Consider the following 13,507-nt stretch of genomic DNA (forward strand, 5'->3'; position numbering starts at 1 on the left):
AGTTCTGGGTCGGCCTGGCGATGTTTCTGGTGATTCCAGCCTTGTGCGCGCTGATCTTCGGTGTGCCACTGCATTGGGAAATGCCGAAGCTGCAAGGCTTCAACTTTGTCGGTGGCTGGGTGCTGATTCCGGAACTGCTGGCTCTGACCCTGGCCCTGACGGTGTACACCGCGGCGTTCATCGCCGAGATCGTGCGTTCTGGGATCAACTCGGTCAGCCACGGCCAGACCGAAGCGGCGCGTTCGCTGGGACTGCGCAACGGCCCAACCCTGCGCAAGGTCATCATCCCGCAAGCGTTGCGGGTGATCATTCCGCCGCTGACCAGCCAATACCTGAACCTGGCGAAGAACTCCTCGCTGGCCGCCGGTATCGGTTATCCGGAAATGGTTTCGCTGTTTGCCGGCACGGTGCTGAACCAGACCGGGCAAGCGATCGAAGTTATTGCCATCACCATGAGCGTGTACCTGGCGATCAGTATCAGCATTTCCCTGCTGATGAACTGGTACAACAAGCGCATTGCGCTGATCGAGCGGTGAGGAAACGCGCATGACGACTCATATTTTCAAACCTGACATGCCACCGCCAGGTACCAGAATCGGTATCGTGGCGTGGATGCGCGAGCACATGTTTTCCAGTTGGATCAACACGCTGCTCACGCTGTTCGCGTTCTACCTGATTTATCTGGTAGTGCCGCCGATCCTGCACTGGGCGATTCTGGACGCCAACTGGGTGGGCACCACGCGTGCCGACTGCACCAAGGAAGGCGCTTGCTGGGTGTTCATTCAGCAACGCTTCGGCCAGTTCATGTATGGGTATTACCCGCCTGAACTGCGCTGGCGTGTCGACCTGACCGTGTGGCTGGCGATCATCGGCGTGGCACCGTTGTTCATCTCGCGCTTCCCGCGTAAAGCGGTGTACGGGCTGAGCTTTCTGGTGCTCTATCCGATTGTTGCCTACATCCTGCTGCACGGTGACATATTTGGCCTGACCAACGTTGCGACCAGTCAGTGGGGCGGCCTGATGCTGACCCTGGTGATCGCCACTGTCGGTATTGTCGGCGCGTTGCCGCTGGGGATCATGCTGGCGCTGGGGCGTCGCTCGAACATGCCGGCGATTCGTGTGGTCTGCGTGACCTTCATCGAGTTCTGGCGCGGCGTGCCGTTGATCACGGTGCTGTTCATGTCCTCGGTGATGCTGCCGTTGTTCCTGCCAGAAGGCATGAACTTCGACAAGTTGCTGCGGGCCTTGATCGGGGTGATCCTGTTCCAGTCGGCCTACGTGGCCGAAGTGGTGCGCGGTGGTCTGCAAGCGATTCCCAAAGGTCAGTACGAAGCCGCAGCAGCGATGGGCCTCGGTTACTGGCGCAGCATGGGCCTGGTGATTCTGCCGCAAGCCCTGAAGCTGGTGATTCCGGGCATCGTCAACACCTTCATTGCGCTGTTCAAGGACACGAGCCTGGTGATCATCATCGGCCTGTTCGACTTGCTCAACAGCGTCAAACAAGCCGCCGCCGACCCGAAATGGCTGGGCATGGCCACTGAAGGCTATGTATTCGCGGCCCTGGTGTTCTGGATTTTCTGTTTTGGTATGTCCCGCTATTCCATGCATTTGGAACGCAAGCTGGACACAGGCCACAAGCGTTAGGAGCGTAGTTTATGAGTGAAGCGATCAAACAGCCTGTGAGCCCTGAAGGCATTATTCAGATGCAGGGCGTGAACAAGTGGTACGGCCAGTTCCACGTACTGAAAGACATCAACCTGAACGTCAAGCAGGGCGAGCGTATCGTTCTGTGCGGGCCGTCGGGTTCCGGCAAGTCGACCACAATTCGTTGCCTTAACCGACTGGAAGAGCACCAGCAGGGCCGCATCGTGGTTGATGGCGTAGAGCTGACCAACGACCTGAAACAGATCGAGGCGATTCGTCGCGAAGTCGGCATGGTGTTCCAGCACTTCAACCTGTTCCCGCACCTGACCATCCTGCAGAACTGCACGTTGGCACCGATGTGGGTGCGCAAGATGCCCAAGCGCAAGGCGGAAGAAATTGCCATGCATTACCTGGAGCGCGTACGCATTCCAGAGCAGGCGCACAAGTTTCCGGGGCAATTGTCCGGTGGTCAGCAACAGCGTGTGGCGATTGCCCGCGCGCTGTGCATGAAGCCGAAAATCATGCTGTTCGACGAACCGACTTCGGCACTCGATCCAGAGATGGTGAAAGAGGTTCTGGACACCATGATCGGCCTGGCCGAAGACGGCATGACCATGCTCTGCGTGACCCACGAAATGGGCTTTGCCCGGACCGTGGCCAACCGCGTGATCTTCATGGACAAGGGCGAAATCGTCGAACAGGCTGCACCGAACGACTTCTTCGACAACCCGCAGAATGATCGCACCAAGCTGTTCCTGAGCCAGATCCTGCATTGATCGAAGTCAGGCAGTGAAATAAACCCGGACCTGTTCCGGGTTTATTTTTGTCCGGGGTTTAAGGCGTGGTAACACCTTCGTGTTCTTGATCCCTCATTTCCAGCCGTTGGCGCAGATCCTGACCTTCGTTCAGCGATTGCACTTCAGCCATCAGGTGAGGGTGACGATCAAGCAGACGCATCAGCATGAACAGCGGCTGAGGAGGAGCGATTTCGCCACGCTCGTAGCGGGAAAAGGCATTGTGCCCACCGCCTGACAGCAATTTCACTGCCTCCTTTTGCGTAAGGTGCAGTTTGCGGCGGATGCGTTTCATCTCGGCTGCCATGAGCTGCCGGGAGTCCTCGAGCAATTGATCACTCGCCTCGGAGTAACGTTCTGCACTGCCGTCGTCGAATTCGATTTCACTACAGGCTTGGCATTCCCATCCGGAAATATCGTGCACCTGACGTGTCAACTGTCTGAAGTCGATGGTGAAGCTTCGCCCGTCGAAATGCTGCATCCCGTCCTGGGTACCGCAGCTGAAGCATTGCCGTGTTTTCATGTGTCTCTCTCCTTGAAGGAGATTACCGGCGGGCCACCGCCTGGGCGGCACGTCACCTTGAGGTAAATCTCCCTATCACGAATTCTTGCGTGGTAGACGTCCTGCCATATCTGATAGTCCGCGTAAGTTGTCATGGATTTGTAGAGCATCTTCTGCTCCAGGGTGCAGACGATTTGCTGCATTTGGGCAAGGCTCAAATCGAGCCTTCGACCACCATCCCGTGCACTCCCGGTAAACGCTTTTGGACCTAGCCTTACTACCTCCGCCTTGACCACTGACAGGTCGTAATGAGGTGTGTTCTTTTCCATAAGAGACCTTTCACCTTGAAATTCAAATTACCCTTAAAGGGTAATTTTAACAATCGAAAATCCCGCTCCATTTCCTGCCTCCTAACCCTAGAAGCTTGTCCTCTCGGACAAACCTGACTAACATGTCAGAAAATTCATCCTATGATTGGATGAAAGGGCGAATTCAATGACAGACACATCCCCACTGGTGAAGCGTTCTCTGGTCGATCAGGCCCTGGAGCAGTTGCGCCTGCGCATCAACAACGGCACCTGGTCAGTCGGCCAACGCCTGCCCACTGAACCTGAACTGGCGACCGAGCTGGGTATCAGCCGCAACACCGTGCGCGAAGCCATGCGGGTGTTGGCGTTTTCCGGCTTGATCGAGATCCGGCAGGGCGACGGCAGTTACCTGCGGGCGGTCGTCGACCCGCTCGACACGATGAAAGCCTTGTCCCGCTGTTCCCATGAGCAGGCTCGGGAAACCCGTCACATCCTCGAAGTCGAGGCCATCGGTCTGGCGGCGTTGCGTCGTACCGATGAAGACCTCATCGCACTGCGTGAAGCCTTAGGTGTCAGCGGCAGTCACTACCACGGCGATCTTGATAGCTACATTGCCTGCGACCTGGTGTTCCATCGTCGTTTGGTGGACGCCGCGCATAACCCGACGCTCAGCGAGTTGTACCGCTATTTCTCCAGCATCATCGGCGCGCAACTGCGCCAGACCCTCAACATCACTCCCAGGCGTCAGGAGGTGTTCGACCTGCATATCGAACTGCTTGATGCCGTCGAGCAGCGCGATCCGGAACGGGCCAAAGCCATTTCCCGGCAGTTGATCAATGAACCTTGAAACCGAGAACCTCATGTCCAGCCAGCAGGCGAATACCCACAGCACGACCCCACTCAAACGCACGGCTGAGCTCGAAGAGCTGTTGATCGATGCCGAAGCTGATGACGAACAGGTCCAGCAAAGTCATCCGGTTTTGCGTCGCCCGTGGTTATTGCTGCTGGGGCTGATTCTGGTGGCGCTGAACTTGCGTCCGGCGCTGTCGAGCATGGCGCCGCTGCTTAGCGATGTGTCGAAAAGCCTCGGGCTGTCGGCAGCTCAGGCGGGTTTGCTGACCACCTTGCCGGTGCTTTGCCTTGGGCTGTTCGCGCCGCTGGCACCGCTGCTGGCGCGGCGCTTTGGCGCCGAGCGAGTGGTGCTGGGGATTTTGCTGGCGCTGGCTGGCGGGATCATTCTGCGCAGTTCGTTCGGTGAGATCGGCCTGTTTGCCGGCAGCGTTCTGGCAGGCGCGAGCATTGGCGTAATCGGTGTGCTGCTGCCGGGCATCGTCAAGCGTGATTTTGCCAAACACGCGGGCACCATGACCGGCGTTTACACCATGGCCCTGTGCCTGGGCGCGGCCATGGCGGCGGGTGCGACGGTGCCCTTGAGCCAGCATTTCGACGAAAGCTGGGCGCTCGGCCTGGGCTTCTGGGTGATTCCGGCGCTGGTCGCGGCGCTGTTCTGGTTGCCGCAAGTTGGCCAGAAACACGGCGCGCACAATGTGGCGTATCGGGTACGCGGTTTGCTGCGTGATCCACTGGCCTGGCAAGTGACCCTGTACATGGGCCTGCAATCCTCGCTGGCCTACATCGTTTTCGGCTGGTTGCCGTCGATCCTGATCGGCCGCGGCCTGACCCCGACCCAAGCCGGGCTGGTGCTGTCCGGTTCGGTGATCATCCAGTTGGCCAGCTCATTGGCCGCGCCGTGGCTGGCGACGCGCGGCAAAGATCAGCGGCTGGCAATCGTCATCGTCATGCTCCTGACCCTCGGCGGTCTGTTCGGCTGCCTCTATGCACCGATCGAAGGCCTGTGGGGCTGGGCGATTCTGCTCGGACTGGGGCAGGGCGGTACGTTCAGCCTGGCGCTGACCCTGATCGTACTGCGTTCGCGCGATGCCCATGTGGCGGCCAACCTGTCGAGCATGGCCCAGGGGTTCGGTTATACGTTGGCCTCAATGGGTCCGTTTGCAGTCGGTTTGGTACATGACTGGACTGGCGGCTGGACTGCGCTGGGCTGGATCTTCGGGGTTATTGGCCTCGGCGCGATCATTGCCGGTCTCGGTGCCGGGCGTTCGCTGTACGTACAGGTCGAAAGCGAGCGCGTTTGAAGTCTGCGCAGTACCGGTATTCCTGGTGCGAATGTCAGTAGTTTTCCCTGCATTGGCAGATTATCGTGCAGGCATCTTTCGAAGCCATTTTTACCAATGCAGGGAGCCTGCTCATGAGTGATGCCAACCGCGTCTTGATCACCGAGTTCTATCAAGCTTTTCAGCGGCTGGATGCCGAGGCCATGAGCGCCTGCTACACCGACGACGTGGTGTTCAGTGATCCGGCGTTCGGCGAACTGCGTGGACGCGATGCCGGCGATATGTGGCGCATGCTCACGACTCGCGCCAAAGACTTTTCCCTGACCTTCGATAACGTCCGCGCCGACGAGCGCACGGGCGGTGCGCATTGGGTGGCGACCTACCTGTTCAGCCAGACCGGCAACACGGTGGTCAACGACATTCAGGCGCGATTTGTTTTCCGTGACGGCAAGATCTGCGAGCACCACGACCATTTCGATCTGTGGCGCTGGTCGCGTCAGGCGTTGGGTTTCAAAGGTCTGTTGCTGGGCTGGACACCATTGGTGGGCAACGCTGTGCGCGCGCAGGCCTTGAAAGGCTTGAAGGCGTTCCAGGCCAGTCGCTGATAAGATCGCGGCTTGTTTCCTACAAGTCTTGATCGTCACGTGAACACCTTGAGCGAAGTCTCCGTCAGCGAACCTGCAACCCCAGCCACGCAGAGCAAACCCTGGTTTGTCTATCTGGTTCGTGCGGCCAATGGTTCGCTGTACTGCGGGATCAGCGACGATCCCGTTCGGCGTTTTGCCACTCATCAAAGCGGCAAAGGTGCGCGTTTCTTCCTCTCCAGCCCAGCTGTCGCATTGGTGTACACCGAAGCCTGCCGCGATAAGAGCGAAGCGCTGCGTCAGGAGCGCCTGATCAAAAAACTCAAAAAAAGCGCCAAGGAGTGCCTGGTGGCGAGCGCCTCTGCAGGTTTATCAATCTGACTGATAAGTGCCCATCAGGCAGATGGGTAGGCCGCTATTCGATTGCGCGCTAAGCTGCTGACATCTAACACCAGCGGCGGGCCCAGCATGCCAGAGTTGATTCTTCACCATTACCCGACTTCCCCCTATGCGGAAAAAACCCGTCTGTTGCTCGGTTTTAAAGGCTTGTCCTGGCGTTCCGTGATGATCCCGCGAATGATGCCAAAACCCGATTTGACCGCACTGACCGGTGGTTACCGCAAGACCCCTGTGTTGCAGATTGGCGCCGATATCTACTGCGACACAGCGTTGATTGCCCGCCGTCTGGAACAGGAAAAGGCTTCGCCTGCATTGTTCCCGGAAGGTCGGGAGATGATTACTGCGAGCTTCGCTGCCTGGGCTGATTCGGTGATGTTTCAGCACGCGGTGAGCCTGGTGTTCCAGCCAGAATCGGTGGCGGTGCGTTTTGCCGGGTTGTCTCCAGAGGCGATCAAGGCTTTTGTTGCTGACCGTGCCGGGTTGTTCAGCGGTGGCAGCGCTGCGCGGTTGTCAGTCGAGCAGGCCAGGCATCAATGGCCGACGATCATGGCGCGGCTTGAGCAGCAGTTAGAGCGCGAGGACGGTGACTATCTGTTTGGTGAACCTTCGATTGCCGACTTCGCCATGGCTCACCCGTTGTGGTTCCTCAAGGGCACATCGGTGACAGCGCCGTTGGTCGATGTTTATCCGGCGGTGTCGGCGTGGTTGGCTCGGGTCATGGGCTTCGGGCACGGGGCGTTCAGCGAGATGACCTCTGAAGAGGCGCTGGAGGTTTCGCGTCATTCAACACCGGCGGCCCTGCCGGATGAACAATTCGATGAGCCCAACGGCTTCAAGGCCGGCCAGCAAGTAGTCATTGCGGCGATTGACTATGGCGTTGATCCGGTCGCAGGCGAGTTGCTGTTTGCGGGGCGCGAAGAACTGATCCTGCGCCGCGAAGATGAGCGCGGCGGGCGGGTGCATGTGCACTTCCCGCGGTTTGGTTTTCGCATCGAAAAAAATTGACATGYAAATGTGGGAGCAGCCGGTCGAAGCTCGACTGCTCGCGATGGCGGCGGCACATTCAACATCAATGTGACAGACACACCGCTATCGCGAGCAGGCTCGCTCCCACAGTAGTTATTTCAGGGCCGTGAGGATCGCGTMAGGCTCATAACCGCGAATCAATGTGCCGTTCACGTCCAGCATCGGAATCCCGCGTCCGCCCAACGCTTCATAAGCCTTGCGCGCTTCGGCATCTTTCTCGATGTCGAACTCGCGGTAAGGAATGCCTTTCTGGTCAAGAAAGCGCCGGGTCAGTTTGCAGTAACCACACCAGTCGGTGGCGTAGAGCACAACCCTGGCATTGGCCTGGGTCTGCTCGGACACCACTTGCGAGGGGTTGAACACCCGCTCGATCTTGCCCCAGTTCTGGTAGGCCACAACCACCAGCAGGATCAGCAGGAATTTCTTCAGTACGCCGTTCAGCATCRGTTGCGGCGCTTCAGCTGATCGGTCARCTGGGTCGGCAGGCCCTTGATGATCAGCGTGCCGGCTTCTTCGTCATATTCGATCTTCGAGCCCAGCAGGTGTGCTTCGAAACTGATGGACAGGCCTTCGGCGCGACCGGTGAAGCGGCGGAACTGGTTCAGGGTGCGTTTGTCTGCCGGGATCTCTGGCGACAGGCCGTAATCCTTGTTGCGGATGTGATCGTAGAAAGCTTTCGGGCGTTCTTCGTCGATCAGTTCCGACAACTCTTCGAGGCCCATCGGCTCGCCGAGCTTGGCCTGGCTGCTGGCGTAGTCGACCAGGGTTTTGGTTTTTTCGCGGGCGGACTCTTCCGGCAGGTCTTCGCTTTCGACGAAGTCACTGAAGGCCTTGAGCAGGGTACGGGTTTCGCCCGGACCGTCGACGCCTTCCTGGCAGCCGATGAAGTCGCGGAAATACTCCGAAACCTTCTTGCCGTTCTTGCCCTTGATGAACGAAATGTACTGCTTGGACTGCTTGTTGTTCTGCCACTCGGATACGTTGATCCGCGCTGCCAGGTGCAACTGGCCAAGATCCAGATGGCGGGACGGTGTCACGTCGAGCTGGTCAGTCACCGCCACGCCTTCGCTGTGGTGCAGCAGGGCGATGGCCAGGTAGTCGGTCATGCCTTGCTGATAGTGCGCAAACAGCACGTGGCCGCCGGTCGACAGGTTGGACTCTTCCATCAGCTTTTGCAGGTGTTCCACGGCAACGCGACTGAACGCCGTGAAGTCCTTGCCGCCGTCGAGGTATTCCTTCAGCCAGCCGCTGAACGGATGCGCGCCAGACTCGGCATGGAACAAACCCCAGGCCTTGCCTTGTTTGGCGTTATAGCTTTCGTTGAGGTCGGCGAGCATGTTCTCGATGGCCGTGGACTCAGCAAGTTCGGAGTCGCGGGCGTGGAGAACTGCAGGAGTGCCGTCGGGTTTTTTGTCGATCAGGTGGACGATGCAATGACGGATCGGCATGGGCTTCTCGGCTGATTGAAGAGAGGAGGGCGTGCTCCCCCAAAAAAGTGCCCAGTGTACCGCACCTGCTGGTTTTGGCGGTGCTTGAAGGGGATTCGAGGCGTGTCTGACCGGGCTTATGCGCTTTTTTCCGGATTTAGAGCAATAAAGCTGACCAAATGGGTAGGTAGAGGCGGATATTTCCCCGTCTCTGTGCTAGTTTTGCCCGGTCTTACGCGAAGTCACTGCGTTAAGCGTGCATTCAGCATTTGTCAGGTCGAACCAAACCCTGATTTCGGCATCTATAACCCCGACCCGTCGGTGTTGTAGCCGAGGGTGCCAGATCCAGAAGATCGGGCTCGATGGCTGACACTGCACTCTGCAATCCATATGAATTTGATAGGGAAGGAACACCACATGGCTCTTACTAAAGACCAACTGATCGCCGATATCGCTGAAGCTATCGACGCGCCAAAAACCACCGCGCGTAACGCTCTGGACCAACTGGGCCAAATCGTTGCTGATCAACTGGAAAACGGCGGCGAAATCACTCTGCCAGGTATCGGTAAGCTGAAAGTGACCGAGCGTCCTGCCCGTACCGGCCGCAACCCTTCGACTGGCGCTGCCATCGAAATCGCTGCCAAGAAAGTTATCAAGCTGGTCGTGGCTAAAGGCCTGACTGACGCTGTTAACAAGTAAGACCGCAGTAAAAAAAACCGTGCGCCGGGACAGCCCGGGCACGGTTTTTTTGTGCCTGCGATTCAGCAAATGCTGCAAACCAATGTGGGAGCGGGCTTGCCCGGCCCTTCCCACAGTTGATCTGCGTCGGTCAGTTACTCAGCTTTTGCGAACCCAGCGTTCGCGCCAGACCTGCTGCTCGGATTTGGTCTGGAAGGTCCAGGCGACAAAACGGCTTTGCTTTTGCCCCTGAGACATTTCCACGACCTGGCTTTCCAGTACGCCGGCCTTTTTCAGTGCGGTCTGGATGGCGGGCAGGTTTGAGGCTTTCGAGACGAGGGTGCTGAACCACAGCACTTTGTGCTGGAAGTGCGCGCTCTCGGCGATCAGTTGCGTCACAAACCGTGCTTCGCCGCCTTCACACCACAGTTCGGCCGATTGACCACCAAAGTTCAGCACCGGCAGCTTGCGCTTCGGATCGGCGCGGCCCAGTGCGCGCCATTTACGCTCGCTGCCCTTGGTAGCCTCGTCCATCGAGGCGTGGAACGGCGGGTTGCACATGGTCAGGTCAAAGCGTTCGCCGGGTTCGAGCAGGCCCAGCAAAATGTGCTTGGGATTGCTTTGCTGGCGCAACTGGATGGCTTTGTTCAACCCGTTGGACTGCACGATGGCTTTGGCGGCGGCCACGGCGGTCGGGTCGATTTCCGAGCCGAGGAAGTGCCAACGGTAGTCGCTGTAGCCGATCAACGGATAGACGCAGTTGGCGCCCATGCCGATGTCGAGCACCTTGACCGGTGCGCCCCGAGGGATCTCGCCATCGTTGACGCTAGCCAGCAGGTCCGCGAGGAAGTGCACATAGTCGGCACGCCCCGGCACTGGCGGGCACAGGTAATCGGCTGGAATATCCCAATGGGCAATGCCGTAGAACGCCTTGAGCAGCGCCCGGTTGAACACCCGCACCGCATCCGGGCTCGCGAAGTCGATGCTCTCTTTGCCATAGGGATTGATGATCACGAACTTCGCCAGCTCAGGCGTGGTCTTGATCAGCGCCGGGAAGTCGTAACGGCCCTGGTGGCGGTTGCGTGGGTGCAGGCTGGCCTTCTCACGCGGCTCGACGGCTTTGGCCGGKGTCGCAGGCTTTGGCTTTTGGCGCGGGGCTTTGGGTTTGCTAGGGGCGGTCATGGGAAGTCGATTCAGGGTTTTGGCTCAAAGTGGCGGGTATTGTCCCACATCTTCGGCTGGAAAACGGGACTCCACTTCTGGAAATGCGAGGCGCGGTAGTGGGCGCTCCTTTTCCTGGAATAGCATAGTTAGGATTGAGGTTATTTCTTATTGGTCTAATTGGCTGTTAGTTCTGACAGTAGACGATATTTTTAGCGGTGTTAAATTTTTGTTGAGGAACAATAGTTGCCTCTCTCGCATGTTAGATGACTAATAAGGATGTTGGATATGAACAGATTTTTTTTACTGGCTGGAGCAATGTCATTGTCAATGAGCGCACTGGCCATTGACGGTTCTCCCAAAGAGAACAATCCTCCAGGCACCGTAAAGACAGAGTCAGGCGCGGGGACCAATATTTACTCTCTGGGTGATGAGTGGAGTGGTTATACCAACCCGCTTACTATTGAGGCAGGCAAGCCAACGTACATCGTTGGCACCATCCTTCAAATCGAGAATAAAGGAGAAAAGCCTACGATTGTTAAATCGGTTAATACTAATTTGAATGCTGATGTCGAATTGCCCGGAAAAGCGAATCTGCAATTTAAGTTTGATGGGAAAAAGTGGGTGTCTCAAGGGGTGCGTAAATACAGTGAACCTCTTCCTCCTGGCGCTCAGCCTAACGGTCAGCAGAATACTCCTCCGTCAAGCGCGGGTTGAGTAGAGTTGATTAGCACTATTAATCGACCTGATTAATGTGCTGGGCCCTGAAATAGATACAAATCTGTTTCAGGGGCCGACACGCTCAACCGGTCGGTGCAACAAGATATTGCGAAATTTTCAATAAACAACCATTTGTATTTAAAGTCGTCTGTCCAGAAAGTCCTGAATCTATAAGGAATCCATGCAGTCGAACCTGGGACGGGACAAGGCTCATAAAAAAGGGAGGCCTGAACAGGCCTCCCTTCTTTATTTCATTGTGCCTTTTACAAACTGGCAATCCGCGCATGCTGCTCGGCCAGCTTGCCCAAAGCCTGTTCAGCTTCAGCCAGTTTGGCGCGTTCTTTCTCGATGACTTCGACCGGAGCCTTGTCAACGAAACCGGCGTTGGACAGCTTGCCGCCAACCCGCTGCACTTCGCCTTGCAGGCGCTGGATTTCCTTGTCCAGGCGCGCCAGTTCGGCGTTTTTGTCGATCAGGCCGGCCATCGGCACCAGCACTTCCATCTCGCCCACCAGTGCGGTAGCAGACAGCGGTGCTTCTTCGCCTGCAGCCAATACAGTGATCGACTCGAGCTTGGCCAGCTTCTTCAGCAGGGCTTCGTTCTCGGTGAGGCGACGCTGATCTTCGGCACTGACGTTCTTCAGGAACAGCGGCAGTGGCTTGCCCGGGCCGATGTTCATCTCGCCACGAATGTTGCGTGTGCCGAGCATCAGGCCCTTGAGCCATTCGATATCGTCTTCGGCGGCCTGATCGATGCGTGCCTCAACGGCCACTGGCCAAGGTTGCAGCATGATCGTCTTGCCTTGAATACCGGCCAGCGGCGCAATGCGCTGCCAGATTTCTTCGGTGATGAACGGCATGAAAGGGTGAGCCAGGCGCAAGGCGACTTCCAGCACGCGAACCAGGGTGCGACGGGTGCCGCGTTGACGCTCTACGGCTGCGTTTTCGTCCCACAGCACAGGCTTGGAGAGTTCCAGGTACCAGTCGCAATACTGGTTCCAGATGAACTCGTACAAGGCTTGCGCCGCCAGGTCGAAACGGAACTGGTCGAGTTGACGGGTCACTTCGGCTTCGGTGCGTTGCAGCTGCGAAATGATCCAGCGATCCGCCAGCGACAGCTCATAGGCTTCGCCGTTCTGGCCGCAGTCTTCGCCCTTGTCCAGCACGTAGCGCGCAGCGTTCCAGATCTTGTTGCAGAAGTTGCGATAGCCTTCGACGCGGCCCATGTCGAACTTGATGTCGCGGCCGGTCGAGGCCAGCGAGCAGAACGTGAAGCGCAGGGCGTCGGTGCCGTAGCTGGCGATACCGTCGGCGAACTCGTCGCGGGTCTGCTTCTCGATCTTTTTCGCCAGTTTCGGCTGCATCAGGCCCGAGGTGCGTTTCTGCACCAGCGCTTCAAGCTCGATACCGTCGATGATGTCCAGCGGGTCCAGGACGTTGCCCTTGGACTTGGACATCTTCTGGCCCTGGCCATCACGCACCAGACCATGCACATACACAGTCTTGAACGGAACCTGCGGCGTGCCGTCTTCGTTTTTCATCAAATGCATGGTGAGCATGATCATCCGGGCAACCCAGAAGAAAATGATGTCGAAGCCGGTCACCAGCACGTCGGTGGAGTGGAACTTCTTCAGGAACTCAGTCTGCTGCGGCCAGCCGAGCGTGGAGAAGGTCCACAGGCCCGAGCTGAACCAGGTGTCGAGCACGTCGTTGTCCTGTTGCAGTGCAACGTCCGGGCCGAGGTTGTGCTTGGCACGTACTTCGGCTTCGTCGCGGCCGACGTAGACCTTGCCCGACTCGTCGTACCAGGCTGGAATCCGGTGGCCCCACCACAGCTGACGGCTGATGCACCAGTCCTGGATGTCGCGCATCCACGAGAAGTACATGTTTTCGTACTGCTTGGGCACGAACTGGATGCGGCCGTCTTCAACAGCAGCAATCGCAGGCTCGGCCAGCGGTTTGGTGGACACGTACCACTGGTCGGTCAGCCACGGCTCGATGATGGTGCCCGAGCGATCGCCTTTCGGTACTTTCAGGGCGTGATCGTCGACGCTGACCAGCAGGTCGGCGGCTTCGAACGCGGCGACGATCTGCTTGCGTGCTTCGAAACGGTCAAGGCCGGTGTATTCGGC

General features: G+C 57.9%; 16 protein-coding genes. 10 read left to right on the plus strand and 6 right to left on the minus strand.

The annotated features are described in order from the left end of the window. From AC1DH9_RS10345 to AC1DH9_RS10355, 3 genes are all read left to right on the plus strand, one after another. On the plus strand, nucleotides 1-536 hold a 536-nt coding region (locus AC1DH9_RS10345; protein ID WP_477808130.1), incomplete at its 5' end, for an ABC transporter permease subunit. A gap of 10 nt (nucleotides 537-546) precedes the next feature. Continuing rightward, nucleotides 547-1,644 (plus strand): amino acid ABC transporter permease, encoded by a 1,098-nt coding sequence (locus AC1DH9_RS10350; RefSeq protein ID WP_427545189.1) that lies wholly within the window; start codon nucleotides 547-549, stop codon nucleotides 1,642-1,644. Nucleotides 1,645-1,655: 11 nt separating this feature from the next. Continuing rightward, nucleotides 1,656-2,420, plus strand: coding sequence for an amino acid ABC transporter ATP-binding protein (locus AC1DH9_RS10355; RefSeq protein WP_003171943.1), 765 nt, complete (start codon nucleotides 1,656-1,658; stop codon nucleotides 2,418-2,420). Nucleotides 2,421-2,478: 58 nt separating this feature from the next. Here AC1DH9_RS10355 and AC1DH9_RS10360 read toward each other — a convergent pair whose 3' ends face one another. Together AC1DH9_RS10360 and AC1DH9_RS10365 are read right to left on the minus strand one after the other, a co-directional pair. Next, nucleotides 2,479-2,961: a type II toxin-antitoxin system MqsA family antitoxin gene (locus AC1DH9_RS10360; RefSeq protein ID WP_427545187.1), complete on the minus strand. Its 483-nt coding sequence runs from the start codon at nucleotides 2,959-2,961 to the stop codon at nucleotides 2,479-2,481. Next, complete coding sequence (locus AC1DH9_RS10365; protein WP_427545185.1) at nucleotides 2,958-3,269, minus strand: type II toxin-antitoxin system MqsR family toxin; 312 nt, start codon at nucleotides 3,267-3,269, stop codon at nucleotides 2,958-2,960. Before AC1DH9_RS10365 ends, AC1DH9_RS10360 begins: the two co-directional genes overlap by 4 nt. A gap of 166 nt (nucleotides 3,270-3,435) precedes the next feature. On the opposite strand from AC1DH9_RS10365, the gene AC1DH9_RS10370 reads away from it, so the two are divergent. From AC1DH9_RS10370 to AC1DH9_RS10390, 5 genes are all read left to right on the plus strand, one after another. Continuing rightward, nucleotides 3,436-4,095: a FadR/GntR family transcriptional regulator gene (locus AC1DH9_RS10370; protein WP_103315706.1), complete on the plus strand. Its 660-nt coding sequence runs from the start codon at nucleotides 3,436-3,438 to the stop codon at nucleotides 4,093-4,095. Then, nucleotides 4,085-5,401, plus strand: coding sequence for a CynX/NimT family MFS transporter (locus AC1DH9_RS10375; RefSeq protein ID WP_427545183.1), 1,317 nt, complete (start codon nucleotides 4,085-4,087; stop codon nucleotides 5,399-5,401). Before AC1DH9_RS10370 ends, AC1DH9_RS10375 begins: the two co-directional genes overlap by 11 nt. Before the next feature lie 113 nt (nucleotides 5,402-5,514). After that, nucleotides 5,515-5,985: a nuclear transport factor 2 family protein gene (locus AC1DH9_RS10380; protein ID WP_427545181.1), complete on the plus strand. Its 471-nt coding sequence runs from the start codon at nucleotides 5,515-5,517 to the stop codon at nucleotides 5,983-5,985. 39 nt (nucleotides 5,986-6,024) lie between these two features. Beyond that, nucleotides 6,025-6,345 carry a GIY-YIG nuclease family protein gene (locus AC1DH9_RS10385; protein ID WP_427545179.1) on the plus strand — a complete coding sequence of 107 codons (321 nt, stop codon included), beginning with the start codon at nucleotides 6,025-6,027 and terminating at the stop codon, nucleotides 6,343-6,345. Between the two features lie 87 nt (nucleotides 6,346-6,432). Beyond that, nucleotides 6,433-7,368 (plus strand): glutathione S-transferase family protein, encoded by a 936-nt coding sequence (locus AC1DH9_RS10390; protein ID WP_427545177.1) that lies wholly within the window; start codon nucleotides 6,433-6,435, stop codon nucleotides 7,366-7,368. Between the two features lie 114 nt (nucleotides 7,369-7,482). On the opposite strand, the gene AC1DH9_RS10395 is transcribed toward AC1DH9_RS10390, so the two are convergent. Further along, nucleotides 7,483-7,833: a glutaredoxin family protein gene (locus AC1DH9_RS10395; protein ID WP_477808131.1), complete on the minus strand. Its 351-nt coding sequence runs from the start codon at nucleotides 7,831-7,833 to the stop codon at nucleotides 7,483-7,485. After that, nucleotides 7,827-8,837, minus strand: a complete 1,011-nt coding sequence (gene yejK / locus AC1DH9_RS10400; RefSeq protein WP_477808132.1) for a nucleoid-associated protein YejK — start codon at nucleotides 8,835-8,837, stop codon at nucleotides 7,827-7,829. The genes AC1DH9_RS10395 and yejK overlap by 7 nt, the downstream gene beginning before the upstream one ends. 396 nt (nucleotides 8,838-9,233) lie before the next feature. Here yejK and AC1DH9_RS10405 point away from each other — a divergent pair, with 396 nt between their 5' ends. Next, a complete protein-coding gene (locus tag AC1DH9_RS10405; RefSeq protein WP_007905514.1) occupies nucleotides 9,234-9,515 on the plus strand; it encodes an HU family DNA-binding protein in 282 nt (93 codons plus the stop codon). A gap of 138 nt (nucleotides 9,516-9,653) precedes the next feature. On the opposite strand, the gene rlmF is transcribed toward AC1DH9_RS10405, so the two are convergent. Then, nucleotides 9,654-10,676: a 23S rRNA (adenine(1618)-N(6))-methyltransferase RlmF gene (rlmF, locus tag AC1DH9_RS10410; protein ID WP_216745027.1), complete on the minus strand. Its 1,023-nt coding sequence runs from the start codon at nucleotides 10,674-10,676 to the stop codon at nucleotides 9,654-9,656. Nucleotides 10,677-10,943: 267 nt separating this feature from the next. Here rlmF and AC1DH9_RS10415 point away from each other — a divergent pair, with 267 nt between their 5' ends. Next, on the plus strand, nucleotides 10,944-11,372 hold the full coding sequence (locus AC1DH9_RS10415) for a hypothetical protein (protein ID WP_427545172.1): 429 nt from the start codon (nucleotides 10,944-10,946) through the stop codon (nucleotides 11,370-11,372). 266 nt (nucleotides 11,373-11,638) lie between these two features. On the opposite strand, the gene AC1DH9_RS10420 is transcribed toward AC1DH9_RS10415, so the two are convergent. Further along, nucleotides 11,639-13,507: valine--tRNA ligase (locus AC1DH9_RS10420; RefSeq protein WP_477808133.1), on the minus strand; the 1,869-nt coding region annotated here is incomplete at its 5' end.

It is taken from the genome of Pseudomonas sp. 05T35, assembly GCF_056396605.1.

Coding starts and splice junctions, on each gene's coding strand:
- AC1DH9_RS10365 (WP_427545185.1), bottom strand. CDS start 3,269: ATGGAAAAGAACACACCTCATTACGACCTGTCAGTGGTCAAGGCGGAG.
- AC1DH9_RS10375 (WP_427545183.1), top strand. CDS start 4,085: ATGAACCTTGAAACCGAGAACCTCATGTCCAGCCAGCAGGCGAATACC.
- AC1DH9_RS10360 (WP_427545187.1), bottom strand. CDS start 2,961: ATGAAAACACGGCAATGCTTCAGCTGCGGTACCCAGGACGGGATGCAG.
- AC1DH9_RS10415 (WP_427545172.1), top strand. CDS start 10,944: ATGAACAGATTTTTTTTACTGGCTGGAGCAATGTCATTGTCAATGAGC.
- AC1DH9_RS10390 (WP_427545177.1), top strand. CDS start 6,433: ATGCCAGAGTTGATTCTTCACCATTACCCGACTTCCCCCTATGCGGAA.
- AC1DH9_RS10405 (WP_007905514.1), top strand. CDS start 9,234: ATGGCTCTTACTAAAGACCAACTGATCGCCGATATCGCTGAAGCTATC.
- AC1DH9_RS10380 (WP_427545181.1), top strand. CDS start 5,515: ATGAGTGATGCCAACCGCGTCTTGATCACCGAGTTCTATCAAGCTTTT.
- AC1DH9_RS10350 (WP_427545189.1), top strand. CDS start 547: ATGACGACTCATATTTTCAAACCTGACATGCCACCGCCAGGTACCAGA.
- AC1DH9_RS10355 (WP_003171943.1), top strand. CDS start 1,656: ATGAGTGAAGCGATCAAACAGCCTGTGAGCCCTGAAGGCATTATTCAG.
- AC1DH9_RS10370 (WP_103315706.1), top strand. CDS start 3,436: ATGACAGACACATCCCCACTGGTGAAGCGTTCTCTGGTCGATCAGGCC.